The following is a 26,711-nucleotide window of genomic DNA, read 5'->3' on the forward strand; positions in this document are numbered from 1 at the left end:
AAAGTGGAAGCGGGCAGCCAGCGGGCACAGCAGCTGCCCGGCGCAGGGACAACGCCGTGTTCAGCACATGCTCACGCTCTTCTGCGCGTGGCGCTGTCCATCCAGACCGCCAGCAGCAGAATGGCGCCCTTGACGATGTACTGCCAGAAGGTCGGGACATCCATCATGCTCATGCCGTTGTCGAGGCTGGACATGATCAGCGCGCCCAGCACCGCCCGATAGATGCTGCCGACGCCGCCTGCCAGACTGGTGCCGCCAATCACGCAGGCGGCGATGGCATCCAGTTCGGCAAAGTTGCCCGCCGAAGGGGATCCGGCACCGAGGCGCGAGCAGAGAATCAGCGCGGCCACGCCCACCAGCACACCGTTGAGGGCAAACACCGTCAGCTTGGTACGAGCCACATCGATACCCGACAGACGACTGGCATCAAGGTTGCCGCCGATGGCGTAGACATGCCGGCCAAACAGGGTCTTGCGGGCCACAAAGCCACCGGCCAGCATCAGCAGAATCAGCAGCAACACCGGTGTGGGTACGCCCCGGTAGCTGTTGAGCAGCAGCACGCCTGCCAGCACCAGTAGCAGCACCGCGCCGACCTGCATCATCTCGCGGCTGATCGCAGGTGTCGGCAGCTGTAGCTGCTGCCGCAAGCCGCGCTGGTAGCGACGCCAGCCCAGTATCACCAGCGCCGCCACCGCCAGCACCGCGACACTAGCGGCATCCGGCAGATAACTCTGGCCAATCAGCCCCATGGTGTTGGAGGTGGGCGCCACGGTGGAGCCTTCGGTGATGCCGATAAGAATGCCGCGGAAGGCCAGCATGCCCGCCAGCGTGACAATAAAGGACGGCACCTTGCGGTAGGCCACCCACCAGCCGTTCCACAGCCCCAGCAGCAAACCTGCCGCCAGCGTCAGCACGATGGTGAACGGCAGGGGCCAGCCAAACCAGACATCGAGAATGGCGGCGATGCCTCCCAGCAGGCCCATCATTGAGCCGACCGACAGATCGATTTCAGCACTGACGATGACGAACACCATGCCGATGGCGAGAATCCCAGTGATGGCCGTCTGACGCAGCAGATTGGAGACATTGCGGGCACTCAGGTAGCTGCCATCGGTAGCGATGCTGAACACCACGGCAATCAGCAGCAGCGCCAGTACCATCACCAGCAGCTGCAGATGGCGCTGCAGCAGGCTCCGCAGCGTGGGTCTCATGGGCGATGCCGGCGCAGCGGCAGACCCCAGATTCAGGGTGACGTGTGGTTTATCCAGCATGGCTGGCCTCCTCCTGTCGCAGGGCACAGCCCATGATCGCTTCCTGGGTCAGCCCGTCATTGGGCAGATCCCCCTTCAACTGACCGTTATGCATGACCAGCACCCGGTCACTGATACCCAGCACCTCGGGCAGTTCCGACGACACCATCAGAATGGCGATGCCCTGTCGCGCCAGCTCGTAGATCAGTTTGTAGATTTCATACTTGGCGCCGACGTCGATACCGCGGGTGGGCTCATCGAGAATCAGAATGCGTGGATGCAACATCAGGCAGCGGGCCAGAATGGCCTTCTGCTGGTTACCGCCACTGAGCTGGCTGATCGGCAGACTGGCCGCCGCCGTCTTGACCCGCAAACGGCGAATGCCGTCATTAATAGCGACGGTTTCGCTGGCCTCGCACAGCAGGCCGTGGCGGCGCAGGGTGGGCAATGCCGCCAGGGTGATGTTGTCGCCCACACCGAGAATCGGCACGATGCCATGGCGCTTGCGGTCTTCCGGCACCATGACAATGCCCTGCGCCAGCGCCTGCCGGTTGTCCCTGAACTGTAGCGCCTGTCCCCTGAGGCGCAGCGGACAGTGATAACGCCCTTCATAACTGGCAAACAAACACTCCATCAGCTCCGTACGGCCAGACCCTACCAGCCCGGCGATGCCGACAATCTCCCCTTCGCGCACGCTGAAACTGACGTTCTGTACCCGCTGTACACCGGGCCGCTGACGATCCCAGGCGGTGACCGGCCCCACTTCCAGCACCACGTCACCAATGGCGTGCGGCTCACGGGGGAACAGCTGGCGAATCTCCCGTCCCACCATCAGGGTGACGATATCGTCACTGCTGAGCTGTCGTGCCTCGCGGGTGGCGATATGTACGCCGTCACGAATCACGCAGATAAGATCCGAGATGGCCTTCACTTCGCTGAGCTTGTGGGAAATGAAGATGCAGCTGACGCCCTGTTGCCGCAGCTCGCCGATCAGCCCCAGCAGCAGCTGGGCCTCGCGCTCCGTCAGTGGTGCGGTGGGCTCATCGAGAATCAGCAGCCGCGCTTCCTTGCCCAGCGCCTTGGCGATTTCCACCAGCTGCTGCTGGCCGACGCCGAGATCAGCCACCAGCGTGTCGGGGTCGATATCCAGATGTACCCTCTGCAGCAGCTGGCAGGCCCGCTGAACCATACGGGCCTCATTGAGCACACCGTGCTGATGAGGTTCACACCCCAGAAACAGGTTGTCCTGAATGCTGAGCTGCTTCACCAGCGTCAGCTCCTGATGAATCATCACCACGCCCAGCGCTTCCATATCGCGAAGGCCACGGGCGCGGATCTGCTCACCAGCCAGCCAGATTTCCCCTTCATAGTCGCCACTCGGATAGACACCACTGAGAATCTTCATCAGGGTCGACTTGCCCGAGCCGTTCTCACCACAGAGCGACAGCACCTCCCCGGCCTGCAACTGCAGATCGATGCCATCCAGCGCCTTCACCTGACCAAAGGTCTTGCTGATACGGCGCATTTCCAGCAAAGCCATAGCACACCTCTTTTTACCCAGCCGTTTGCATGTCACGGAACGCAGACCGGCCCGTAAAGGGCGGTCTGTCTGTTACCTCGAAGCGCGGATTACTGGGCCAGAGCGGCCTGACTGACGAAACCATCAGCGACAACAGTCTGCTGCAGGTTGTGATTGTCGACCGCGATGGGGTCAAGCAGGTAGGAAGGCACATCCTTGCTGCCGTTGTTGAGGGTAGCGTTGGATTCCGGCGCTTTGTCATCACCCAGTGCCACCGCCACCGTAGCGGCTTCGGTGGCCAGCTTGTTGATCGGCTTGTACACGGTCATGGTCTGGGTGCCCGCGATGATGCGTTTCAGCGCCGCCACATCGGCATCCTGACCGGAAATCGCCACCTTGCCCGCCAGTCCCTGCGCCTGCAGGGCCTGAATGGCACCACCGGCGGTGGAGTCATTGGAGGCAACGACCGCATCAATCTGGTTGTGGTTGGCGGTCAGGGCGTTTTCCATGATTTTCAGCGCATTTTCTGCCAGCCAGGAATCCACCCACTGGTCACCCACCACGGTGATATCGCCACGATCAATGGCGGGCTTCAGCACCTTCATCTGCCCGTCGCGGAACATATGGGCATTGTTGTCCACCGGCGAACCGCCCATCAGGAAGTACTTACCCTTGGGTTGCTTGCTCAGTAATGCCTCGGCCTGAATCTCACCCACCTTTTCATTGTCGAACGACACATAGAAGTCGATATCGGCGTTCTTGATCAGGCGGTCATAGGCCAGCACCTTGATACCTTCACTCTTGGCCTCGGCGATGACATTGCTCAGCACTTCGCCGTTGTAGGGAATGATCACCAGCACATCGACGCCCTTGGAGATCATGTTCTCGATCTGCGCGATCTGCGTCTGTTCGTTGCCGTTGGCGGACTGCACATCCACGCTGGCGCCGAGCTTCTCGGCCTGAGCGACGAAGAAGTCGCGGTCTTTCTGCCAGCGCTCCAGACGCAGGTCATCGATCGCCATGCCGATCTTCACTGCCGACCAGGCAGGCGCCGACACACCGGCCAGCAGCACAGCGCAGGCAACCGCTTTAACAGAGGCTTTGAGGGTGGCCTTGATGGGTTTCATCGCATATTCCTCGTTCATGTAGTTATTTGCGGAATCTAGTTACTAGCGGCATCAGTCGTTACAGGCAGCAGCGGATTGAGACTGCGGATCTGCCACATTGTGGAATCTGGTTTTTCCCCAACACCGTCAGTGTCTGCCTGAGCCGGACCACAACCTGCCATCCCCCCTTGCAGCGCCCACGGGCAGAAGGCGGATGCAGCGGGGGATGGGTTGGCCACCTCAATCTAGCGTCGGCTCCCGGGCTCTGCCATTGTGCTAATCCACAACCCTTTTACGTTTTTTCGTTGCCTGTTCGGGCACGCATAGACGGTGAAATTTCACAACGGCAAACCGAAAAAGCGTAATTGCGAGACCACTGCGGTTAGCGCATTTATGAAAGCCATCTGAGGAGAACACGCGATGTCTGTTGCTGCTGAAACCTTGCCCACCACCCTGCGAAGCTTCGAGCTGCACAGTGATAGCGGCGCCCTGCGCTGCACCATCAGTAATCTGGGTGCACGCTGGCTATCCGCCTGGGTGCCGGATCGTGATGGGCAATGGGAAGACGTACTGCTGGGCTACCCGCAGCTGCAGGACTATTGCCACGACAGCGCCTACTTCGGCGCCATTGTCGGCCCCTGGGCCAATCGTATTGCCCACGGGCGCTTCGAGCTGGACGGCCAGACCATCCAGCTGCAGCAGAATCAGGGCAGTAACCATCTGCACGGCGGCGATCAGGGTCTGCATGCGCAGCGGTGGCAGTGTCTGGAGCACAGTCCGCAGCAGCTGCGTCTGGGCTGCTCGCTGCCAGCCAGCCGCAGCGGCTATCCGGCCGATGTCCGGGTGGAGGTGACTTACCGTATCGTCGATAGCACCCTTCATATTCACTATCAGGCCGAGGTTTCTGCCCGCTGCCCGCTGAATCTGACCGCGCATCCCTACTTCAATCTGGCGCCCCGCCGCGGTGACATCGGCCAGCACTGGCTGCAGATTCATGCCGGGCGCTATCTGGCGGTGGATGAACAGCTGATCCCGCAAAGCGAAGAAGCGGTGGATAACAGCCCGTTCGACCTGCGCCAGCCACGGCAGCTGGCCGGTATTCTGGCGCTGCTGACGCAGCCCGGCTGCCCGCGCCAGTTAAGCCTGGGCGCCGGGCTGGATCATTGCTGGCTGCCCGATGGTCAGGGTCTGCGTGAGGTGGCGCTGGTGTATGAGCCGCACAGTGGTCGCCAGCTGCGGGTCAGCAGCGATCAGCCGGGGCTGCAGTGTTACACCGGCAACTATCTGGCCGGCATTGCCGGCAGGCAGGGCCTCTACCGCAATCACGCTGGCTTCTGTCTGGAAGCCCAGGCCCTGCCTGATCAGGTCAACAGCCCACGGGCCGCCGACTGTCTCTATACCCCGGAGCGCCCTTACCGGCAGCACAGCTGCTACCAGTTCACGACCCGCAGCGGCTGACGCGCGGGCCAGCAAAACGACAGCCCAGCAAAACAACAACAGCGGAAGAGGAATCACCATGACGGCGTATTTCGATGCCATCGAACAGGTCCGTTACGAAGGACCCGACAGCAGCAACCCCCTGGCGTTTCGCCATTACGACCCACAGCAGGTCATTCTGGGTAAAACCATGGCCGAGCACCTGCGTATGGCGGCCTGCTACTGGCATACCTTCGTCTGGGGCGGTGCCGATGTCTTCGGTCAGGGCACCTTTATCCGCCCCTGGCAGCAGGCCGGTGATGAGATGGAACTGGCCCTGCTCAAGGCCGACATTGCCTTCGAGTTCTTCCATAAGCTGAATATTCCCTATTACTGCTTCCATGATGTCGATGTGTTCCCCGAAGGCCGCTCACTGAAGGAGTACCTGTACCGCTTTGCCCAGATGCAGGAAGTGCTGCAACGCAAGCAGGAAGAAACCGGCGTTCGCTTGCTCTGGGGTACCGCCAACTGTTTCTCTCATCGCCGTTATATGGCGGGCGCGGCGACCAACCCGGACCCGGAAATTTTCGCCTATGCCGCATCGCAGGTCTGCGCCGCCATGCAGGCCACCCATGCGCTGGGTGGCGTCAACTATGTGCTGTGGGGCGGTCGCGAAGGCTACGAGACGCTGCTCAATACCGATCTGCGACAGGAACGTGAACAACTGGGGCGCTTCATGCAGATGGTGGTGGAGCACAAGCATCGCATCGGCTTCAGCGGCACCCTGCTGATCGAGCCCAAACCGCAGGAGCCCACCAAGCACCAGTACGATTACGACAGTGCCACGGTGTACGGCTTCCTCAAGCAGTTCGGTCTGGAGCAGGAGATCAAAGTGAATATCGAGGCCAACCATGCCACGCTGGCAGGTCACTCCTTCCAGCACGAAGTGGCGACAGCCATTTCACTGGGCATCTTCGGCTCCATTGATGCCAACCGTGGCGACGCCCAGCTGGGCTGGGATACCGATCAGTTCCCCAACAGCGTCGAGGAAAATACTCTGGTTATGTACGAAATCCTCAAAGCCGGTGGTTTCGTCAACGGAGGCTTCAACTTCGATGCGCGGGTACGGCGCATGAGTATCGACCGCTATGACCTGTTCCATGGCCACATCGGCGCTATGGATGTACTGGCGCTGTCACTGAAACGGGCAGCGGCAATGCTGGAGAAGGATCAGCTCGGCGATGCCGTTGCTCATCGTTATCGTGGCTGGAGTGCACCACTGGGCAAGCAGATCCTGCAGGGCGAACATTCACTGTCATCACTGCAGCAGCTGGTAGTGGATACGAGCATGGACCCGCAGCCCGTATCCGGGCAGCAGGAATATCTGGAAAACGTGGTCAACCGCGTCCTGTATTAACGCGTTATTGCTGACAGGCAGATAAATAACTTTACGGAAATAACAAAGGCGGTGGTAATACCGCCTTTCGCTTTTAAGAAATAGATTCTGCAATTGTTCCCTATTGTATTTCTCAATAAGGCTTTTCATGGGTAAAAAGCGCTAGCAGAAAAAAGCTAAAGATCAAATCGACATAGATAACTGAAACCTGGCCAATTATTGAACGACTGCCCTGCCCTAGCTGTTCACTTTATGGAAAGAGTCCTTTGCTTTTTTAAGGATATTCAATAAGACTAATACACAGTCCGCTGCGCTGGACTCAGGTGATACCGGCACTTACACCCTAATTACAGTCACGTACTGGCTTCCCAGTGTTGCTTGCCAGATGACCGGCCGTGTTTGGATTATTTCCCGCACGTGCACAGTGACAACCCCCGGATGATCTATTTCCGCAGCGCCTGAATATTAATGCGCCGTATTCCCACATGCGGCCAGCACTTTGTCAGAACAGCCATTGCCGTGACAAAGACTGAAACCTCAGGACAGTCTCTATGCGTAAAAACTTGCCCGTAAATAATGTAGAAAGAAGTTTTTCTGCCAGCGAACAACTGATCTCTACCACTGATTTAAAAGGCCAAATTACTCATTGCAATGAAGCCTTTATCAAAATCAGTGGTTTCACTCGCGAAGAGCTGATTGGTGCCCCACACAATCTGGTGCGCCATCCTGACATGCCACCCAGTGTCTTCCAGCATATGTGGACGACGCTCAAAGCTGGCAAACCGTGGATGGGGATTGTCAAAAACCGCTGCAAAAACGGTGACTTCTACTGGGTAGATGCCTATGTCACACCCATCCTTGAGGCAGGCAAGGTGGTCGGCTATGAGTCCGTGCGGGCACAACCCAGTGCCGATCAGAAAAAGTGGGCGGCCGCGCTGTACGAACGAATCAACCAGGGCAAGTCTACCAGCCACTCCACCTTTATGTATCTGCTCGGCCAGTACTGGTTTGTGCCGCTGATGGGCATCATCAGCCTGCTGAGCACCTGGTATCTGCCTGCCTCCATCAGTGCCCCGCTGACGCTGATACTGACCATCGGCAGCGGCGCACTCTGTGTCAGCAAGGTGCTGGGCAAACTGACCCATGCACTGCGCTTTACCAAGAACTCCTTTACCGACCCCCTGATCGCCCAGACCTATACCGAAGCCAAGGGCAGCTTCGGCATGCTGGAAATGGCGCTGATCAGTGAGCAGTCGCGCCTGCGTACCATTCTTGGACGTATCGGTGATTCAGCTAACTATGTCGCCAAAAAGTCCGAAGAGGCAGGTGCCTTCAATCAGCAGATTCTGCGCTCCCTCGACACCCAGCAGCGGGAAACAGAACAGAGCGCGTCGGCCATGCACGAGATGGCTGCCACCATCAACGAAGTGGCAGAAAACGTCCAGCTGACCGCCGAGGAAACCAAGCAGGCGGCCACCACATCAGCCCAGGGCCAGCAGGTGGCACAAGTCACACTGCAGGCCATCAGCAAGCTGGCTGATCAGGTCAAAAATATGAGCGAGTCGGTCAATGAGCTGGACAGCCATACCCTGAAGATTACTGAGGCCGTCGACATCATTCGCACCATTGCCGAGCAGACCAACCTGCTGGCCCTGAATGCCGCCATCGAGGCGGCCCGCGCCGGGGAACAGGGCCGGGGCTTTGCCGTGGTTGCCGATGAAGTCCGCTCGCTGGCCAACCGTACCCAGTCCTCCACCCAGCATATTCATGAAATCATCGAGAACCTGCGCAATGGCGCTACTACGGCAGTGCAAACCGCTCAGGACGGCCTGCAGGTGGCTGATCAGGGGCTGCTCAAGGTGGAAGAGACCAGTCAGGCGCTGGAGCAGATTCTGGCCTCCATCAGCCGTATCAGCGATATGAGCCAGCAGATGGGCGTGGCAACCGAAGAGCAGGCCCATGTCGCCGAAGATATCAATCAGCAGGTCACCCGTATTTCCTCTCTGGCCGGCGACAGCGTCAGTCAGGCCAGTGCTGCCAACACCGCCACACTGGATCTGTTGAACGCCTCGGAGGATCTGCGTAATCTGGTTAGCCGTTTTACCCGCTAAATTGTTTGTTAAAAGGGAATATCCGCCACGCTATGGAACTGCTGTTTCTCGGTACCTCCTCCGGTACCCCCACCAAAGCCCGCAATGTTTCCGCCCTCGCTCTGCGCCGGGCGGGCAGTAAATCCTGGTGCCTGATCGACTGCGGTGAAGGCACCCAGCATCAGATACTGCATACCCCCCTGTCGCTGGCACAACTGGATACTCTGCTGATTACCCATGTGCATGGCGATCATTGCTACGGGCTGCCCGGCCTGCTGGCCAGTGCGGCACTCAGTGGCCGCAAGCAGCCGCTACGCATCATCGCTCCGGCGGCAATAAAGCCACTGATTGACTGTTACCAGCAGCTGACCGAATTGCGGCTGACCTATGCCATCGACTTTATTGCCGTGGAAGAGCTGGCCGGCACCAGCAGTACACAACAGATCATCACCCCTGAATTTGCTATTGATGCCTTTCCGCTGTCACACCGGGTGCCGTCCTATGCCTATCGCTTCAGCGAGCGTCAACTCGAAGGCAAGCTGGATATCGACAAGCTGCGGGCTGAAGAGATCCCGCCGGGGCCGATGTGGCATCAGCTGCTCAAGGGTGCCGTACTGAACTTCAACGGCCGGCAGCTGAATGGCCATGATTATCTGCTGGCGCCACGCCAGCCACGCGCGGTGGTGATCGCCGGTGACAACGATGAACCGTCCTGCCTGAGCGAAGCGGTCGCGGGTGCCAGTCTGCTGGTGCATGAAGCCACCTTTACCGTCGATATTCACCACAAGGTCGGCCCGGCCGCAGGCCACAGTGATGCGGCGCGGGTAGCACGCTTTGCCGCCGGGCAGCAACTGCCTCATCTGGTCCTGAGTCATTTCAGTGCCCGCTACGGTTATGGCAGCCGCAGCCCGTGTATTGCCGATATAGAGCAGGAGGCACGCCAGTACTATGCAGGCAGTCTGTGGCTGGCCAATGACTTCGACCTGCTGCATCTGGACAAACAGCTGCAGTTGTCAGTCAGCTCATTGCGCCCCTCAAGTTAGAGCGTCCTGCGGCCGTTACATCTGGGGTTGCCGGGGAACTCTCCCCAGCCCCAGGGAAGCGTTGGCATGGTCAGGCTTGTGGCAGTTCCTACCGTTATTCTGAGCGGGATGCTGGCATTCTGCAGCACGCAGGCCAGGGCACTGCCCCTGCCCAATCCCAGCGCCGAGTTCAGTGGTCTGGCACAAATCAGTCAGGGCAAGGGCTACTACTACATCAAGGTCTACGCCAGCCGTGACCGGCTGCGGCTGGAACTGCCGCCACTGGGCGACAGTCAGGGCCAAGGCACGGTGATGATCCTCAACTTTGCCAGCACGCAGGGCTGGATATTCTCCGTCGGCCCCAGTCTGAGCAAGGAGGAAATGAAAACCACGCCGCTTGATCTCACCATGGCACAAAGCCTCATTCCACCGGTTCTGATCAACAGCGGTCAGCTCGAAGGCAACAGCAGTAACACCCGCATGGTCGCAGGTGAACCCTGTATCAACTGGCAGCTCACCACTGCCAACCGCCAGCCTGTCACCACACCCATCAATGCCTGCCTGAGCTACGACGGTGCGGTGATGCGCAATCGCATCGGTGCCAATGTGGTCTACGAAATGATCCGCTTTCAGCGCGGTGAACAACCAGACAGTCTGTTTACGCTGCCAAGCGGCTATGAGATGGATGCGGAGCGCAAGAATCTGGACAGCTTCCGCGGCCAGCGTTGACAGCCTCGCCTCAAATAACGCGTCTTAACAACGTTTAACAGCCTTATCAGTCGGTTACGCCTCGCTGTTGCGCTATCCTGCATGCAGTACCATCAGCCTATTCCTGGTCTACTGAGTCACGGCATGGACAGCATTCACTCTTCTTCAGCCCATCGCACCTCATCATTGCTAATGTTACTGGCCAGCACCCATCAGGGTGAGCGCCTGAGTCTGGCAGAGCTATGCAGCGGCCTTGGCAACCGCTCCTTCGGCTTACTGCTCCTGCTGTTTGCCCTGCCCAATTGCATTCCCCTCGGTATTCCCGGGTTGTCGACCCTGACCGGTATCCCGCTGGCACTGATTACCGTGCAACTGCTGCTGGCCTACCCAGCTCCGGTGCTGCCCGGCTGGCTCAGCCGCCGCTCTCTCAGCAATCGCGACTTCCAGCGTCTGTGCCGCACTACCTGTCCCTGGCTGGCACGCATCGAGCGTCTGACACGTCCGCGTTGGTTAGCCTTGACCTGCAGACAGGCGGAGCGCTGGCTGGGGTTACTGAGCCTGATCCTGGCAGTCGTGCTGATTCTGCCGATCCCCTTCGGCAACGTGCCACCGGCCTGGGCACTGGTACTGCTGGCACTGGCGATGATTGAGCGTGATGGCCTGCTACTGCTGCTGGGCATTGCCCTCAGTGCTGCCAGTCTGTTCTGGGTCTATGGATTGCTGTGGGCCATGGTGGAATCTGCGCTTTATATGTTCAATCACTGGTGGCAGTCATGAACATCCCTGAGCTGCATCAAGGTCATCACACACACAAAGACTACATTAGGCTTTTCTAAATTAAATTCCGACAGTGTACGTGCAATGTTGTACCCACCTTCATACCGACACAGGAGATGAACATGGCCAAGAGCTACAAAGAGATCAATCAGGACCAGCGCCAGTACAGCAGCCAGCTGCGGCAGGCCAGCACCGATACCATGACGGCGTTTGCCAATCTGTATAAGGCATCGCTGGCAGAAGGTGCGCTGTCACGTAAATACAAGGAGCTGATTGCGCTGGGGATCGGCATCGCCGCCCGCTGTGACGGCTGTATTGGTGATCATGTGGCGGGAGCGCTGAAGGCAGGCGCCAGCCGTGAAGAGCTGGTAGAGACCATCAATGTGGCCATCATGATGGGCGGCGGCCCTTCGGTGATTTATGGCAGCCATGCGTTATCAGCCGTCGATGAACTGTCAGCCAGATCCGACTGACCGTTCATCAACGATCGCTCGAAGCGGAACTGCTACTCTATGCGCATTCGCAGAAAGCGGGCAAAGCGCGGCACCCCGGTCTTGGTGGTGCCGTCGTAGCGATAGGTAATCTGGCTGCCCAGCGGTGGCGGCTCCCGGCGCTCGGCATCACTCAGGCCACTGCCCAGCCGAAACTCCAGCCCCGCCTGATTACGTACCAGCAGGGCACCGACCATGCCAGTGTATTTACCCTTGCCGGGGATGTAGCCAATCACTTCGGCTTCCGCATCCTGATGGCGTTTGTACTTGAGCAGATCATCGCTGCGGCTGGCGTGATACAGCGACTCACCGCGTTTTAGCATCAGCCCTTCACCGCCCTCACGTTCGACGTTGGCGAGCCAGGTGTGCAACTCTTCCAGATTATTGACCCGCTGCTGCTCCACATGCTGTACCCAGGGCTGATTGATGGCCTTGATCACCTCAGACAGTTGCTGATCACGGCGGTTGAAGTCGCCCGGCCAGGCTGGCAGGTCATAGACCATGAAATGCACCTTGCGCCAGGCACTATCATCGGCCTGCAGCTGGCGCACCGTACCTGACAGAGCAGCAAACTGGCCACGCCCCATCCACAACTCCCCGTCCAGCGGCTGTTGCGGCCACCCGGCGGTAAACCAGGACGGTGGCTCAATAGCATTGCCACTGCGGCTCAGCAGGCGCTTGCCATCCCAATAGGCGCGCACACCATCGAGTTTTTCACTGATCCAGTAATTGGCCAGCACGGTATGAGGGCTGAAACTGTTGGCCAGCATCAGCGGTGGAGTATCGGCGGCCAGCAACAGGCGTGGTGATGCCGACAGTGATAGCCCGGCCAGGGTCAGCGCCCCCCAGGTTCGTAGTGATAAAGCAGACATGATGTCCTCCTTGATCCTTCTTGGTCCCTGCATTTCCCTGCTCAGGGCCCAGAAACAAGTCACCCCGCACAGGGCGGGGTGACTCAGGTATTAGCGCTGGCCCGTCAGGCGGCCATCACACTTTCCATGGAAGTGCGCAGTTTCTTCATTGCGCTCTTCTCCAGCTGGCGAATACGCTCGGCAGATACGCCGTACTCGGCGGCCAGCTCATGCAACGTCGACTTGTCTTCAGACAGCCAGCGCTTGTAAAGAATATCGCGGCTGCGCTCGTCCAGCATTTCCAGTGCACGGTCCAGACCTTCGTTGGCGTGCTCTTCCCAGTCACTTTCTTCCAGCTGGCGAGCCGGATCGGCGCGCTTGTCTTCCAGAAAGTAAGCTGGCGCCTGATAGGCCTTGTCATCGTCGTCGTCATTACCGGCATCGAACGCCATGTCCTGCGCGGTCAGACGGCCTTCCATCTCGCGCACCACCTGAGGATCAACGCCCAGGCTGTCAGCGACGGAATGCACTTCATCGTTGGTAAACCAGGCCAGCTTTTTCTTGGCGCTGCGCAGGTTGAAGAACATCTTGCGCTGAGCCTTGGTGGTGGCCACTTTGACGATACGCCAGTTGCGCAGGATGAACTCGTGCATTTCGGCCTTGATCCAGTGCACGGCAAAGGACACCAGACGCACACCCACGCTGGGGTCAAAACGGCGCACCGCTTTCATCAGACCGATGTTGCCTTCCTGAATCAGGTCAGCCTGATTGAGGCCATAACCGGAATAGCTTTTGGCGATATGAACAACAAAGCGCAGGTGCGCCAGTACCATCCGCTGAGCAGAAGCCAGATCGTTCTCATAGAACAGTTTCTCGGCCAGCTGCTTTTCTTCGTCAGCGGTCAACATCGGAATCGCGTTGACAGCCTGGATGTAGCCCTCGAGGTTGCGACCCGGGGACATGATCTCAACAGGCAGAAGACTACGACTCATGGATTCACCTCTAACTCAAATTTCAACCCAGATCAGGCATTGCTGTCATTTAGACACAGGCATTGCCTGTTGGTTCCTTACCTTTTACCCGGCCATTTCGGTGGCCCGGGGACAGCGGAACACACTTTTAACGCATCCTTCAGACGTTGACAAGCCCCTGTCAGCCGCGGAGATCGATGTCATCGACCCGCCTTGCATCTACGTCAAAGCATGTTGGTCAACTGACGCAGGAAAGACGCAAAGGCCAGACGAAAATCTGAATAGCGTTCAGTCTAATCGCCTGCCCTGCAAGTGAGCGTCTCCATGGATAACAAGTTGTTTCAGGCTGCCGGTCACGTCGGCTGAATGGCCGTCAGATGACGCCCGACGGCCAGCCATGCGCCCAGAATACCAAGCAATACCGCACCGCTGATCAGAATCAGGGTGGCCTCGGCATCCAGCCCTGCCAGGACAAAGGAGCTCTGATACAGTGAGCCAAGTGCGGTCACCGGCTGTTCCAGCCAGAACAGCGCCATACTGACCAGCCCCCAGGCTAACAGGCCACCATACAGACCAAACCACAGGCCGGTATAAAGGAAGGGACGACGCACGTAGGCATCGGTACCGCCGACCAGCTTGATCACTACAATTTCTTCGCGGCGGCTTTCGATGGCCAGCCGAATGGTATTACCCACGACCAGCAGCACCGCTACGCCAAACAAGCCCGACAGGGCAACGACGACCCGCTTGGCGATATCCAGAATGGCATGCAGCCGCTGCACCCACTGCAGATCCAGCTCGGCTTGCTCTACTTCCGGCAGCGCCTGCAGTTTGCTCAGTTGTTGCTGCGCTTCGAGCGGCCCGAGCTGACGGCTGGGCTCCAGCACGATGGCAGCAGGGAGCGGATTCTCGTCCAGCCCGGCCAGCACATCCTTCAGCCCTGACAACGCCTGAAACTCTTTCAGTGCCTGTTCCTTGGAGATGTAGCGCACATCATGCCAGGTGGCATCACGACTGAGTTCAAACGCCAGTGACTCGCCTTCGGCTTCTTCGACGCTGTCTTTGAGATAGACGGAAATACGGGTCGACTGCCCGACTTCACCACTCAGCTGGCTGACATTGTTCAGCACCACATACAGCAAGGCAGGCAGCGCCAGGGCAATGGCAATAACCAGCAGGGTCATCATGCTGGCAAAGGGTTGACGCAGCAGCTTGCCGAGGCTGATCCCCGCTTCCTGGCGATGATGCCGCCCCCAGGCGCGCAAGCGGTCAAGCCAGTGCACACGATGGGATACCGCACCAGCAGTAGCACGGCGGGTGTCAGCAGTCGGGCGCTGACGTTGGCGTGTCTCAGAGTTGCGCATCCTGACTCACTCTTCCGTTCTGCAGGGTCAGCACCCGGTGATGCATACGGGCAATCAGCCGGAGGTCATGGCTGGCAATCAGCATGGTGACGCCGACCTGGTTGAACTGCTCGAACAGCCGCATGATTTCCGCCGATAATTCCGGGTCCAGGTTACCGGTCGGCTCATCGGCGAGAATCACTGCAGGTTTATTGACGATAGCGCGAGCAATACCCACACGCTGCTGCTCACCGCCGGAGAGGGCGATGGGATTGAGTTTTTCCTTGTTGAGCAGCCCCACCTTGTCCAGTGCCGCCCTTACCCGCCGGCCAATGTCATGCTGGTCATAGCCGCTGATATGCAGCGGCACCGCCACATTTTCAAAAACGCTGCGATCAAACAGCAGCTGGTGGTTCTGGAACACCACACCAATGCGCCGCCGCAGATAAGGAATCTGCGAAGCAGGCAAGTGGTTGAGGTTCTGCTCACCGATGAAGACCTGTCCGGCGGTGGGACGCTCCATCAGCATGATCAGTTTCAGCAGCGTACTCTTACCAGCACCGGAGTGGCCGGTAAGAAAGGCCATCTCACCACGACGAATGGCAAAACTGACCGCCGACAGCGCCTGATGGCCTCCAGGATAGCGCTTGCTGACCTGATCAAATCGAATCATGAGGCGGGTCGCTCGAACAGTGCATCGACAAATTCATTGGCCTGGAACGGACGCAGGTCATCAATGCCTTCACCCACACCGATATAGCGAATCGGCAGCTCAAACTGCTTGGCTATTGCGAAGATGATGCCGCCCTTGGCCGTGCCATCGAGCTTGGTCAGCGCGATACCACTGACGCCGACCGCTTCGCGGAAGGTCTTGGCCTGGGAAATGGCGTTCTGACCGGTGCCGGCATCCAGTACCAGCATCACTTCATGGGGCGCTTCCGGGTCCAGTTTGCGCATCACACGCACTACCTTTTCCAGCTCAGTCATCAGATGCTGTTTGTTCTGCAGACGTCCGGCCGTGTCGGCAATCAGCACATCCATACCGCGCGCCCTGGCGGCCTGCAGGGCATCGAAGATCACCGCGGCACTGTCAGCACCGGAGTGCTGGGCGATGACCGGCACGTGATTGCGTTCCCCCCATACCTGCAACTGCTCCACGGCCGCAGCACGGAAGGTATCCCCCGCCGCCAGCATGACCTTCTTGCCTTCGCTCTGGAACTTCTTCGCCAGCTTGCCAATGGTGGTGGTTTTACCCACGCCGTTGACACCCACCATCAGGATGACCATCGGCCGATGGCTGCTGTCGATGACCAGTGGCTGCTCAACACCCAGCAACAACTCGCGCAGCTCTTCCTTGAGTGCACCAAACAGTGCCTGCGGATCTTTCAGCTCTTTGCGGCTGACACGCTCGGTCAGACGCTTGATGATGCTCTGTGTCGCTTCCATCCCCACATCGGCCAGCAGCAGCTGGGTTTCCAGCTCCTCCAGCAGATCATCGTCAATCTGCTTAGCACCGAGAAACAGCGACGCCAGACCTTCAGTCAGATTGGCCTTGGTCCGCGACAGGCCAGACTTGATGCGCTCGAAAAAGCCCAGTTTGGACTTCGGCTTCTCCTGCTCCACCATACGGGCAACAGGTTCGGGTTCGGGTTCGGGTTCGGGTTCGGGTTCGGGTTCGGGTTCGGGTTCGGGTTCGGGTTCGGGTTCGACAGCAACCTGCACCACCGCCTCCGCAGGCTCTACCTCGACGGTCACGGCATGCACGGGTTGCGCTGCCACGCCCGGCTCAACCGCATCGAGCACCAGGGGAGCAGGCTCAGCGGCAGGGGCTGGCTCAATGCTGACTGTCGCAGGCTCCACCTGCTGAACCACGACCTCGACAATCTTCGGCTCTGCAACCTCTGGTTCTGCTATTGCTGGCTCAGCAATGATGGCGGGGCTGGCTTCGCTTACCAGAGCAGGTTCAGCATCAGCCTGCGGTACCGGGCTTTGCTCTTGTTCGACGACCACTGCTTCGGCGTCGTTACGTTTTTCGGCCTCGTTACTCTTGCGGCTGCCGAACAGCGATTTTTTCAGTTTGTCCCACATGAGTTTTTCAACTTACTCCAGATAGTTCTCGACATATGCAGTGACGCCAGGGGCACTCATACGTAGTGAAAAGACCGCATCACAACCTTGCACCTTCACGACAATACGCCTGACTGGCGCAGAAAAGGCTGACAGATCGGGTCAGATTGGGGCATATAGTAAAGGAGCCCTTGGCTGCTGTCACAAATCCGTGCAGAAGATGAACACGTCAGCATGCCCGTCATAATGCCTGAGGTAACACGTTCATGGCCGAAGCCTACCAGCCCCTGTTCAACCGTACCTATCTGAAAGTCATCCTGTGGGTTGTGGCCATCACCATCGTCCTGCTCAACTGGCATGAGCGTCAGCGCGTTGCTGCCCTGATTCCCTGGCAGTGGCAACAGGGCAGTACCGAAGTGCGGGCTCTGCATCATGACAACAAAGGCAGTGAGGTATGGATCCTGAGTTTTGCCCCCGGTGCCATAGCAGAAGCACAGGCGGGTACGGCCGCCCTTGCAGACACCATGCTGCAGGAGCGCTTGCCGGGAGGTGCCAGCCATTGGTTCCTCGACCGTCAGATAGCGTTTTCCACCCAGCTTACGCAGGAACACTGGCAGATCCAGCTGCAACTGCCGGATGACGAGGATCACCGCCAGCAGGCCATCGCCGGGCTGCAACAACTCTTTAGCCCCGCAGCAGACGATCAGCAGCACACAGAACAGGCTCGTCTGCGCCTGCTGGCACAGGCCAACCTGCTGGCCAGCCACGGCGAAGCACTGGCCATACAGGGCAGCCTGATGGCGCTCTATCCGGACCACCCTGTCAGCCGTCCTTTGTATGGCAGCCGCGCCAGCCTGGCCACTGTCGATGCCTCAACGGTTGATCATTTTGTCAGCCAGTTCTGGCAAACAGCACCACAGCAACTGCTGCTGCTCGGCGATCTCGACGAGTCTCAGGCGAAGCAACTGGCACAGCAACTGCTCGCCAAACTGCCGCAGCAGGCCAGGGCGACACAAGCCGCACCGACGCTGCCTTCAGCCCGCGCGGAGCCGCTGGCCCTGCAGCGGCCACAGCTGCGCCAGCAGGCAGCCATGGCCCTCCCCCTGCCAGAGGCGGATCCCTATCAGCGTACCTTGCTATTGTTGTGGCTAACGCAGCTGGGGCAGCAACACCAATTACAGGTCAGCCCCTGGCGCTCCAGTGAACAACCGGTGGTGCTGTTCAGCTGGGAAGGCGATCTGCAGGCAGCCCCACCACAATGGCAGCCACTGTTACAGCAGCAGCCTGACTCACAGCAGCTGGATACCCTGTTCAGGCAAGTGGCCACCGAGCGCAAAAATCTGGAGCAGGATCCACTGACTCTGGCACAATGGCTGACCCTGGCATGGCATCGCGGCCAACCCTTGAGCGTATTAAAGGTCTGGGACCAGCAACAGGCAGATGAGCCACGTCAGGCATTCCTGCAACTGCTGACACAGCTGGCCAGGCAACCGCGCGGCGAAGCGACGGTGCATCCCTGAAATGACCGCCCTGCCCTTTTCACCGACTGACTGAGCATCTGATTTCCCATGGCAAGAACACCGGCACGCAACACTCCCTCTTCCCCCAAGGCCGGAGCTGCCCGCAATCAACTGCGCATTATCGCGGGCGAGTGGCGTAGCCGTAAGCTGGCCTTTCCGGATGTGCCCGGACTGCGCCCGACCACCGACCGGGTGCGGGAAACCCTGTTCAACTGGCTCAGCAGCTGGGTGCCCGGCAGTCGCTGTCTGGACGCCTTCAGCGGCAGTGGCGCCCTGGGCTTTGAAGCCCTGTCACGTGGCGCTGAATGGGTCACCTTTATTGATAATGCTCAGGTTGTTACCCGCCAGTTGCAGGCCAACCTGACACTACTCAACTGCCGGCAGGCGGAGGTGCAACAGGCACAGACTCAGGACTGGCTACAGCAACCAGCCAGCAGCCAGTTCGATCTGGTGTTTCTTGACCCCCCCTTTCAGCGTCAGCTGCTGGAGCCTGCGGCGCAGGCACTGGAACAACAGGGCTGGCTGGCGGATGCCGCAATGATCTATGTCGAGCACGAGCAGGAATTACAGCCACAGCTCCCTGCCAGCTGGCAGCTGCACCGGCAGAAACAGGCCGGGCAGGTGATCTATTCGCTCTATCACCGACAGACAGGTGGCAGCGACTCGCCCGCCCTGTGATGGTTGACCAGCCTCCTGCAGCGCAGCATAGGCCCTTCCGGCGCGTTGTACCCCAGCACCATTTGGGCTAGTATCTGGCCGCTCAGCGCCGTGCCACGGCCGCGCTGCCTTGAACGCAGGTGCCATAAGGTGCCGGAGAGGCGTCAATCACGCCTTTCGGCTCTTCTGATCAACCTGCCGCCGTGCACGTAAACAGGCCCCCAGAATGTATTCTGGCCAGCAGTGTGGACTCACGACATGAATACTGTCATCTATCCCGGCACCTTTGATCCGATTACCAACGGCCACACCGATCTGGTGGAGCGGGCCAGCCGGTTGTTCGAGAATGTGGTGGTTGCCGTGGCAGAAAGCCCGCGCAAGCGTCCTTTGTTGCCCCATGATCTGCGCGTCGATCTGGCCAAGGAAGTGACGGCTCACCTCGACAACGTCAGCGTCTGCGGCTTCAGCTGTCTGCTGACGGACCTGTTGAAAGAAAAGAACGCCAATATCATTCTGCGAGGGCTGCGTGCCGTGTCAGATTTTGAATATGAATTCCAGCTGGCCAATATGAACCGTGTACTGGCCCCTCAGGTGGAAAGCATGTTTCTGACACCTGCCGAACAGTATTCCTTTATTTCCTCGACGCTGGTGCGCGAAGTCGCCACCCTGAAAGGAGATATTTCGAAATTTGTGCATCCTTCCGTGGCGAAGGCCTTGCGCACCTATATCAATGAACTGCACAAGTAGTTCATCAAGCACCACCCACTATTACAGATCCGGCCAGCGCTGCCTGTCAGTGTGATGAGCCAGGATCATAAACAGAACCTGATTAGAAAACGGCAACGGACAGCGCGCTGCGCATCCGACTAGCTGACAACCAGTGAGGATTTGCCATGGCTTTGATAATTACCGACGAATGTATCAACTGCGACGTATGCGAGCCGGAGTGCCCTAACGAAGCAATTTCCCAGGGCGAAGAGATCTATGAGATCAACCCCAGCAAATGCACCGAGTGCGTAGGTCACTACGACACCCCGCAGTGTGTTGAGGTCTGCCCGGTCGATTGCATTCCCAAAGACCCCGACCACGTAGAAAACCACGACCAGCTGTATCAGAAATACCTGCACCTGAGCCAGGCCTGATCGGCACCAGCGCACAGTATCAGCAGAAACAAGAACGGGCCCATGAGGCGAATGCCAGTCAGTTAAGCCCAACAGCTTGACCTTTTGCGCCCTGAAACGAAAATCCGATGCTTGTTTTGAGCATCGGATTTTTTATGCGACTGTCCCGCGCCTTGGCACTGACTCACGAAGCCGCTTCTACTACTCACGCCCTTGATGAACTGGGGGCGCTGCTTGATCCAGACCTGGTCAGCACCGCACTGGAAACGGCGGGAGTGGCGACCATACGTAAGCGACGCCTCCCTCTTGAGTCCATGATCTGGTGCGTGATCGCCATGGCGTTGTTTCGCCGGATGTCGGCCTGGGATGCTGCGAGTCGTATGGACATCATGCTGCCTGGGCAGAGGCCACTGGTGGCACCCAGTGCCATCGTGCAAGGTCGGCAGCGCCTGGGCAGTGCGGCGGTGCGAGAAGTCTTTTCCCTGACGCAACAACGCTGGCATGCCAGCGCCAATCACCCCACCTGGGCGGGTTTGCGCCTGCTCAGTGTCGATGGCGTGGTCTGGCGCACACCGGATACGGACGACAACCGCAAGCACTATGGCAGTGCCAGTAACCAGCATGGCGATACCGGCTATCCCCAAGTGCGCATGGTCTGCCAGATGGAACTGACCAGTCACATGCTGGTGAGCAGTGCTTTTGCCGGTTATCACAGCAACGAGATGAAGCTGGCCGAACAACTGATCGACAGCACACCCGATCACTCGCTGACCTTGTTCGACCGTGGCTTCTATTCGCTGGGGCTTCTTCATCGCTGGCAACAAACAGGCACTCAGCGCCATTGGCTACTGCCGCTGCGCAAGGATGCTCAATATGAGGTGCTATACAAGCTGGGGCGCCAGGATGCCATCGTCTCGCTGAAGACCTCGCCGCAGGCGCGTAAGCAATGGCCCGAGCTGCCCGACACGCTACAGGCCAGGTTATTAAGCAAGACCATCAAGGGCAAAGTCCGGCAAGTACTGACTTCGATGATCGATCCTCTGCGCTTTCCGCCAGATGACATCGTGGATCTGTACAGCCAGCGTTGGGAAATCGAGTTGGGCTATCGAGAAATGAAGCAAGGCATGCTCGCGGGTCACTACACACTGCGCAGTAAAACGCCGGAGATGATTGAACAAGAGCTGTGGGGCGTACTGCTGGGGTACAATCTGCTGCGTTATCAAATGCTGGAAATGAGTCGCCACTGCCCTGGCATCTCCCCCTGCGAAATGAGTTTCACCGCCTGCACCTGGGCGATCCTGGGCTTCTTGAACGGGGTCTCTTTGAATCATCCAGGAACATCCCTCGCTACCTGGCTGAACTACAGGCTTCGGCCATGCACTACGTCCTGCCTCATCGACGTGAGGAGCGCAGTTACCCGCGGGTGGTCAAGCCCAAGCCGTCCAAGTATCCGACCAGAAATAAAAATGCCAGTCAGCTTAACTGACTGGCATTAGGCCCATGAGGCCCGTTTTTGTTGCTAACACTCAGGGAAGGCTCAGCCCGCGCCCAGCCGAATACCGAACCCGACCAGAAACAGACCCGCCAGCCGTTGCAGCCACTGACTTAAAAAGCGATGACGCTGCACCCGGGTACGCATGGCAGTGCCTGCAAAGATCAGCAGAGAGCAGTAGCCCAGAGACAGCAACGCAATCAGTGCAGCCATGGTGGCAAAGGTCAGCATGCCCTGATGCGCGACCGGATCAATAAACAGCGGAAAGAAAGCCATGTAAAACACAATGGCTTTAGGGTTCAGCAGCGTGATCAGCATGCCCTGACGGAACAGATGTCCGGGCTGTAACCTGATCAGCCCGGTAGCCGTTTCTCCGCGGCTGCGCAGTAACTGAATACCGATCCATACCAGATAGGCCGCCCCCAGATACTGCACTCCTTTGAACAGGGTAGGATTCGCCGCCAGCAGGGCAGCGACACCTCCCGCTGCCAGCCACATCAGAATCTGATCACCCAGAATCAGCCCGCCGAGGGTAGCATAACCGCCCCGCACACCGTGCTTGCCACTGGCGGTCAGCAGGGCGAAGGTGCCGGGTCCGGGAATAGCCAGAAATACCAGCACAGCAATAATAAAGCTCCACAAGTCATGAATGCCCATAAACGCCATGATGCACCTCTCACTCAACGGCGGTTCTGCAAGGCCCAGATCATATCGTAGCAGGCTCCCATAGTGTGATAGTCCACCTTGCCTGCCGGGCTCTTCTCATCGGAATAGCTCTGGTTATCACGACTGAGAATGCGATACCAGGCGCCATAGCGATGATCCACCATGTGCTCCCAGCTGTACTGCCAGATCTGTTCATACCACTGCCAGTAACGCTGATCACCTGTCCGCTGCCCCAGCAGCGCGGCGGCCGCCAGACTTTCGGCCTGTACCCAGAAATACTTGTCGCCATCACAGATCTGATAGTCAGGGCCAAAGCCGTAGACCAGACCGCCGTGCTCCCTGTCCCAGGCATGCTCAACCGCGGTCAGGAACAGAAATTCCGCCTTGGGCAGCAGCCAGTCATGCTCCGGAGCGTACCGCTCCAGCAACACCAGTAGCTTGGCCCATTCGGTCTGATGGCCGGGTTGGAAACCCCAGGGGCGGAACAGGTGACGGGGATTATCACGGTTATAGTCGAGGTCGACCTGCCACTGACGGTCATAGTGTTCCCACACCAAGCCGTCGGCCTGTGCCGCCTGCCGCACGCAGATAGCTTCCGCCACCTGTAACGCCCGCTCGAGGAACTGTTTATCTGCGGTGGCCTCATAGGCGGCAATCAGTGCCTCGCAGCTGTGCATGTTGGCATTCTGGCCGCGATAGTCGCCGACTTGCCACTGCGCATCCGCCTCATCGGCATACAGCTGCCACTGCGGCTCCCAGAAACGCTGGGTCTGCAGCTCATGTGCGCGATACAGGCCGTCGCGTGCCTCTTCGATACCGGCTTTCAATGCGGTCGCGTAGGCCAATATGACGAAGGCCAGGCCGTAGCAGTGGTTAGTGCTGTCTTCGATCTGACCATCCTGCAAGGTCCAGGCATAGCCCTGATAATCAGGCTGATAGTGCGACTGCTGCAGATAATCCAACCCATGCTGGGCCCAGCGCAGATACTCCGGCGCCTGAAAGTGGCGGGCATACTGGGCATAGGTGAAGACATAGCGGGTACTGGAGACCAGATGGCGATGACCACGGTTGTAAATGCTGCCATCGTCACGCAGATAATGGAAAAAGCCACCTTGATCATCGATGCAGGCGGGATGATAAAACGCCATGGTACGAGCGATATGCTCGCGCAGGTGTTCAGGATTAAAAAAGTCCATGGTGAATTCCTGTTGCATACTCTGCTCCTGTGCCACAGCAGCCCTGGCCTGCCTCACTGGCGAGCTGAAAGGGCTGCTGCTCATGCGCTATGAGTGCAGGTGTTACAGCTGCCAGGCAGCAGCGACATCATTGAACTGTGGCAATGCCGGAAAGGCGCCTTTGCGTTGTACAGTGTGTGCACCACAGGCAATGGCAAAGCCAATCACCGCCCGCAATGCCTGCTCGTCGCTCAGCAATGCTGGCTGCTCAGGCAGGCAACGGGCCAGCGCATACAGCACCGCGCCACTGAAACTGTCACCCGCCGCCGTCGTATCGACGACCTGTACCTTTGGTACGGTCACCCAGCCACTCAGACCGCCATGAGCGGCCGAGGTAGCGAAATACAACGGATTACCATCATCACTGACCAGCACCAGCCTGCAACCCGCCTCCAACCACTGAGCCACACGCGGTTCGCCGCCCAGCACCTGCAACTCTTCACGGGAAATCTTGATCACATCAGCCGCACAGCACAGAGCATGTACACGTTCCACATCAATCTGCTTACCGGGCCACAGGTTGGCACGCAGGTTGACGTCGACGGTCACCCACCAGCCGGCTTCGTGGGCTTTTTGCACGCCATGCATGCTCGTCGCCGCAATAGCGGCTTCGGTCAGGGTATTGGAGCACAGATGCAGAATGCCCTGCCCCTGGAACCATTGCGGCAGAAACTGCTCAGGGCGGAACAGCACATCCGCACTGTCACGTCGCAGGAACTCGAAACTGCGCTCGCCATTGGCGTCCAGCAGCACAAAAGCCAGCGGTGTCGGCGCCGTCGGATGGATCACCGTGCGCGAGATATCGACACCTTTCTGCTGCAGTGCGTGTAGCAGAAAATGCCCGAAGGCGTCATCGCCTACCTGACCGATAAAACCTGCCTGACCACCCAGCTGGGCCACCGCCACAGCCGCATTGGCCGGGGCACCGCCCGGATACTGGCGCAGCTCGGGCAAGCGCAGCCCGGCCTCTTCACTGGCACCAATATTGAGAAAGTCGATCAGCACTTCACCAAAACACCAGACTGGCCACATAGCGATTGTTGTCCTTGTTCTACGCAGAGCCGCCGGGCTCACGCGCTGTTAATACCTGGAGGGTTGTCAGCAGTATTTCACCGCAAAAATGAAAACGTTTTCATTCAGACTGCCACGCATCATAGCAGAGCCATCCCGGCTTGAGTATGAACAAAATGACAACAGCATCGCCTTCGGCACAAAGGCTGCTAGACTATAAACTGTATAGATTTTGAACAGACTACGCAGCCTTGATCATGAACAGTAGCGCGATGATCCTACCTGCCAGCGAAACCCATCGTCTGCAGGTACTGTACAGCTATGGCGTGCTCGACACGCTGAACGAGCAGGCCTATGACGATCTGACCCGTCTGGCTGCCTACATCTGTCATACGCCTTCCTCAGTCATCTCGCTGGTAGACAGTCAGCGACAGTGGTTCAAATCACGCTTTGGCCATCATGCCAGTCAAGGCTCACGTAAGGACTCCTTCTGCACTCATGCCATTCTCAACCCCGATACCATCATGGTGGTCAAGGATGCTTTGCAGGATCCACGCTTCCAGCGTAACCCGGCAGTCATCGGCCCACCCCGCATTCGTTTCTACGCTGGCGCTCCGCTGATCACCCCCTGTGGTGAAGCGTTGGGTACGCTCTGTGTATTTGATACCCAGCCCGGCGATCTCAGCGATGACCAGCGTGACGCTCTCGCGACGCTGGCGCGACAGGTGATGGCTCAGCTGGAACTGCGCAAAGTCATTCATGCCCAGCAGGACAGCGCCGATCATCTGCATCACAGTCAACGTCAGCTGGAACAGCAACAACAGCTATTGCAGCAGCAACAGCTCGAACTGGAAGAGGTCAATCAGCAATTGCGCACGCTTAGCCTGACCGACAGCCTCACCGGTCTCTTCAATCGCCGTGCTTTTGATGCACGCATGAGTGAAGAAGTGGAACGCTCCGTACGCACCCGTACTCTGGTATCGCTGCTGTTGGTGGATGTGGATCACTTCAAGTCATTCAATGATGTGTTTGGTCACAGCGAAGGGGATATTGCCCTGCAGGAAGTTGCGGGACTGCTGAAAAACAATGCCCGCAGTTATGATCTGGTTGCCCGCTACGGCGGGGAAGAGTTCGCTGTCATCATGCCGGGCACCAGCACGTTGGATGCAGAGCGTATCGCTGAACGTCTGCGGGCCAGTATTGCAGCGCATAGCTGGACGCTGAGGACGGTCACCGTCAGCATCGGCGTGGCGACACTGGCACAGGGAGACAGCATCCAGACCTTTATCAGTCATGCCGACCACGCACTTTATCGGGCCAAAGAGCAAGGGCGTAACTGCGTCGTACACTGGACAGGCCTGCAGGAACACTAAGAACGTTTGTACTGTAGCTACGTCATCAGCCAAATCGTAAAGGAGATGGACTTTGACACCACAGTGAGTTTGGCTTACGAATTCTTACCCCTATAGTTAGAGAGGTGGCGCGTTATCCCACGACGGTTCATTCAGGCTGTACATCCAGTCGCCGGGTTAACTTCAAAAGGCAGTTGCAAATACCAAGAGGACTCCGCACAGTGCGCATTGGTCTCACCGAATACTGTTTACTTCAAAACCTATTGGAGCCGGCAGTAACGAATGAACCAGCGTTATGCGGAGCTGCTTTCAGGGCCAGGATTGCAGGAGGAACTGCATGATCTTTTTACTCTGCCGGAACCGGGTAACTGACTTTTACCAGTGGAAGTCTGTGTTCGATACCTTGAGTGGCCAACGCCGCAGCGCAGGTATGCACCTGCTCAATCTGTGGCGCACTGTCGATGAGCCTAATAATGTGTTCTTTCTGCTACGACTGGATGATGTGGAAAAGGCGCGTTCGCTGCTGAGCGACCCCAGCTATATCCGAACGGGCTGGGATGCCGGGGTGGTCGATGGCGACTACACCTATCTTGAAGATGAGAAAGATATGGGCAGCGAGCTGGATGCAGCCTGACGCCGCTCACTGGCCC

The 26,711-nt window shown here is 58.4% G+C and carries 24 protein-coding genes and 1 pseudogene; 14 read left to right on the top strand and 11 right to left on the bottom strand.

Annotation, left to right across the window (positions count from 1 at the left end; all coding sequences use genetic code 11):
• Positions 1–71: 71 nt before the first annotated feature.
• From QCD60_RS09420 to xylF, 3 genes are all read right to left on the bottom strand, one after another.
• Positions 72–1,271 (bottom strand): sugar ABC transporter permease, encoded by a 1,200-nt coding sequence (locus tag QCD60_RS09420; RefSeq protein ID WP_279784596.1) that lies wholly within the window; start codon positions 1,269–1,271, stop codon positions 72–74.
• Positions 1,261–2,790 carry a xylose ABC transporter ATP-binding protein gene (locus QCD60_RS09425; RefSeq protein ID WP_279784598.1) on the bottom strand — a complete coding sequence of 510 codons (1,530 nt, stop codon included), beginning with the start codon at positions 2,788–2,790 and terminating at the stop codon, positions 1,261–1,263. The genes QCD60_RS09420 and QCD60_RS09425 overlap by 11 nt, the downstream gene beginning before the upstream one ends.
• Before the next feature lie 89 nt (positions 2,791–2,879).
• Positions 2,880–3,896 carry a D-xylose ABC transporter substrate-binding protein gene (gene xylF / locus QCD60_RS09430; protein ID WP_279784600.1) on the bottom strand — a complete coding sequence of 339 codons (1,017 nt, stop codon included), beginning with the start codon at positions 3,894–3,896 and terminating at the stop codon, positions 2,880–2,882.
• 399 nt (positions 3,897–4,295) lie between these two features.
• On the opposite strand from xylF, the gene QCD60_RS09435 reads away from it, so the two are divergent.
• The 7 genes from QCD60_RS09435 (at position 4,296) to QCD60_RS09465 (ending at position 11,757) form a co-directional block, all read left to right on the top strand.
• Entirely contained in the window at positions 4,296–5,333 is a 1,038-nt protein-coding gene (locus QCD60_RS09435; RefSeq protein ID WP_279784602.1) for a galactose mutarotase, read from the top strand.
• Positions 5,334–5,391: 58 nt separating this feature from the next.
• Positions 5,392–6,708 (top strand): xylose isomerase, encoded by a 1,317-nt coding sequence (xylA, locus tag QCD60_RS09440; protein WP_279784604.1) that lies wholly within the window; start codon positions 5,392–5,394, stop codon positions 6,706–6,708.
• A 530-nt stretch (positions 6,709–7,238) separates the two neighbouring features.
• Positions 7,239–8,798, top strand: coding sequence for a PAS domain-containing methyl-accepting chemotaxis protein (locus QCD60_RS09445; RefSeq protein WP_279784605.1), 1,560 nt, complete (start codon positions 7,239–7,241; stop codon positions 8,796–8,798).
• Between the two features lie 32 nt (positions 8,799–8,830).
• The gene (locus QCD60_RS09450) at positions 8,831–9,820 is read left to right on the top strand and encodes an MBL fold metallo-hydrolase (protein ID WP_279784607.1); all 990 of its coding nucleotides are present in this window, start codon (positions 8,831–8,833) and stop codon (positions 9,818–9,820) included.
• Positions 9,821–9,886: 66 nt separating this feature from the next.
• Positions 9,887–10,528: a hypothetical protein gene (locus QCD60_RS09455; protein WP_279784609.1), complete on the top strand. Its 642-nt coding sequence runs from the start codon at positions 9,887–9,889 to the stop codon at positions 10,526–10,528.
• A 123-nt stretch (positions 10,529–10,651) separates the two neighbouring features.
• Positions 10,652–11,284 (top strand): exopolysaccharide biosynthesis protein, encoded by a 633-nt coding sequence (locus QCD60_RS09460; protein WP_279784611.1) that lies wholly within the window; start codon positions 10,652–10,654, stop codon positions 11,282–11,284.
• Between the two features lie 122 nt (positions 11,285–11,406).
• Entirely contained in the window at positions 11,407–11,757 is a 351-nt protein-coding gene (locus tag QCD60_RS09465) for a carboxymuconolactone decarboxylase family protein (protein WP_279784613.1), read from the top strand.
• Between the two features lie 32 nt (positions 11,758–11,789).
• Here QCD60_RS09465 and QCD60_RS09470 read toward each other — a convergent pair whose 3' ends face one another.
• The 5 genes from QCD60_RS09470 to ftsY all read right to left on the bottom strand — a co-directional run bounded on the left by QCD60_RS09470 (position 11,790) and on the right by ftsY (position 17,028).
• Positions 11,790–12,647: a DNA ligase gene (locus QCD60_RS09470; protein WP_279784615.1), complete on the bottom strand. Its 858-nt coding sequence runs from the start codon at positions 12,645–12,647 to the stop codon at positions 11,790–11,792.
• A 104-nt stretch (positions 12,648–12,751) separates the two neighbouring features.
• A complete protein-coding gene (gene rpoH / locus QCD60_RS09475; protein WP_279784617.1) occupies positions 12,752–13,618 on the bottom strand; it encodes an RNA polymerase sigma factor RpoH in 867 nt (288 codons plus the stop codon).
• A 332-nt stretch (positions 13,619–13,950) separates the two neighbouring features.
• Positions 13,951–14,961: a permease-like cell division protein FtsX gene (ftsX, locus tag QCD60_RS09480; protein ID WP_104155498.1), complete on the bottom strand. Its 1,011-nt coding sequence runs from the start codon at positions 14,959–14,961 to the stop codon at positions 13,951–13,953.
• Entirely contained in the window at positions 14,948–15,613 is a 666-nt protein-coding gene (gene ftsE, locus QCD60_RS09485; RefSeq protein WP_104155497.1) for a cell division ATP-binding protein FtsE, read from the bottom strand. Before ftsE ends, ftsX begins: the two co-directional genes overlap by 14 nt.
• Positions 15,610–17,028, bottom strand: coding sequence for a signal recognition particle-docking protein FtsY (gene ftsY / locus QCD60_RS09490; RefSeq protein ID WP_279784622.1), 1,419 nt, complete (start codon positions 17,026–17,028; stop codon positions 15,610–15,612). Before ftsY ends, ftsE begins: the two co-directional genes overlap by 4 nt.
• 245 nt (positions 17,029–17,273) lie before the next feature.
• Here ftsY and QCD60_RS09495 point away from each other — a divergent pair, with 245 nt between their 5' ends.
• The 5 genes and pseudogenes from QCD60_RS09495 to QCD60_RS09515 all read left to right on the top strand — a co-directional run bounded on the left by QCD60_RS09495 (position 17,274) and on the right by QCD60_RS09515 (position 21,791).
• Positions 17,274–18,527, top strand: coding sequence for a hypothetical protein (locus QCD60_RS09495; protein ID WP_279784624.1), 1,254 nt, complete (start codon positions 17,274–17,276; stop codon positions 18,525–18,527).
• Between the two features lie 48 nt (positions 18,528–18,575).
• A complete protein-coding gene (gene rsmD, locus QCD60_RS09500) occupies positions 18,576–19,205 on the top strand; it encodes a 16S rRNA (guanine(966)-N(2))-methyltransferase RsmD (protein ID WP_279784626.1) in 630 nt (209 codons plus the stop codon).
• A gap of 237 nt (positions 19,206–19,442) precedes the next feature.
• On the top strand, positions 19,443–19,931 hold the full coding sequence (gene coaD / locus QCD60_RS09505) for a pantetheine-phosphate adenylyltransferase (protein WP_104155493.1): 489 nt from the start codon (positions 19,443–19,445) through the stop codon (positions 19,929–19,931).
• A gap of 146 nt (positions 19,932–20,077) precedes the next feature.
• Positions 20,078–20,326: a YfhL family 4Fe-4S dicluster ferredoxin gene (locus QCD60_RS09510; protein WP_104155492.1), complete on the top strand. Its 249-nt coding sequence runs from the start codon at positions 20,078–20,080 to the stop codon at positions 20,324–20,326.
• A gap of 134 nt (positions 20,327–20,460) precedes the next feature.
• A pseudogene (locus tag QCD60_RS09515) lies at positions 20,461–21,791 on the top strand (IS4 family transposase).
• Positions 21,792–21,842: 51 nt separating this feature from the next.
• Here QCD60_RS09515 and leuE read toward each other — a convergent pair.
• From leuE to QCD60_RS09530, 3 genes are all read right to left on the bottom strand, one after another.
• A complete protein-coding gene (gene leuE / locus QCD60_RS09520; protein WP_279784631.1) occupies positions 21,843–22,463 on the bottom strand; it encodes a leucine efflux protein LeuE in 621 nt (206 codons plus the stop codon).
• Between the two features lie 14 nt (positions 22,464–22,477).
• Positions 22,478–23,677, bottom strand: a complete 1,200-nt coding sequence (locus tag QCD60_RS09525) for an AGE family epimerase/isomerase (RefSeq protein WP_279784633.1) — start codon at positions 23,675–23,677, stop codon at positions 22,478–22,480.
• Positions 23,678–23,761: 84 nt separating this feature from the next.
• The gene (locus QCD60_RS09530) at positions 23,762–24,730 is read right to left on the bottom strand and encodes a carbohydrate kinase (RefSeq protein WP_279784635.1); all 969 of its coding nucleotides are present in this window, start codon (positions 24,728–24,730) and stop codon (positions 23,762–23,764) included.
• A 236-nt stretch (positions 24,731–24,966) separates the two neighbouring features.
• On the opposite strand from QCD60_RS09530, the gene QCD60_RS09535 reads away from it, so the two are divergent.
• Together QCD60_RS09535 and QCD60_RS09540 are read left to right on the top strand one after the other, a co-directional pair.
• On the top strand, positions 24,967–26,082 hold the full coding sequence (locus QCD60_RS09535; protein WP_279784637.1) for a sensor domain-containing diguanylate cyclase: 1,116 nt from the start codon (positions 24,967–24,969) through the stop codon (positions 26,080–26,082).
• A gap of 316 nt (positions 26,083–26,398) precedes the next feature.
• Complete coding sequence (locus QCD60_RS09540) at positions 26,399–26,695, top strand: hypothetical protein (RefSeq protein ID WP_279784639.1); 297 nt, start codon at positions 26,399–26,401, stop codon at positions 26,693–26,695.
• Positions 26,696–26,711 lie beyond the last annotated feature (16 nt).

Source organism: Pokkaliibacter sp. MBI-7, assembly GCF_029846635.1.
In the GTDB taxonomy this organism is placed as follows: Bacteria; Pseudomonadota; Gammaproteobacteria; order Pseudomonadales; family Balneatricaceae; genus Pokkaliibacter.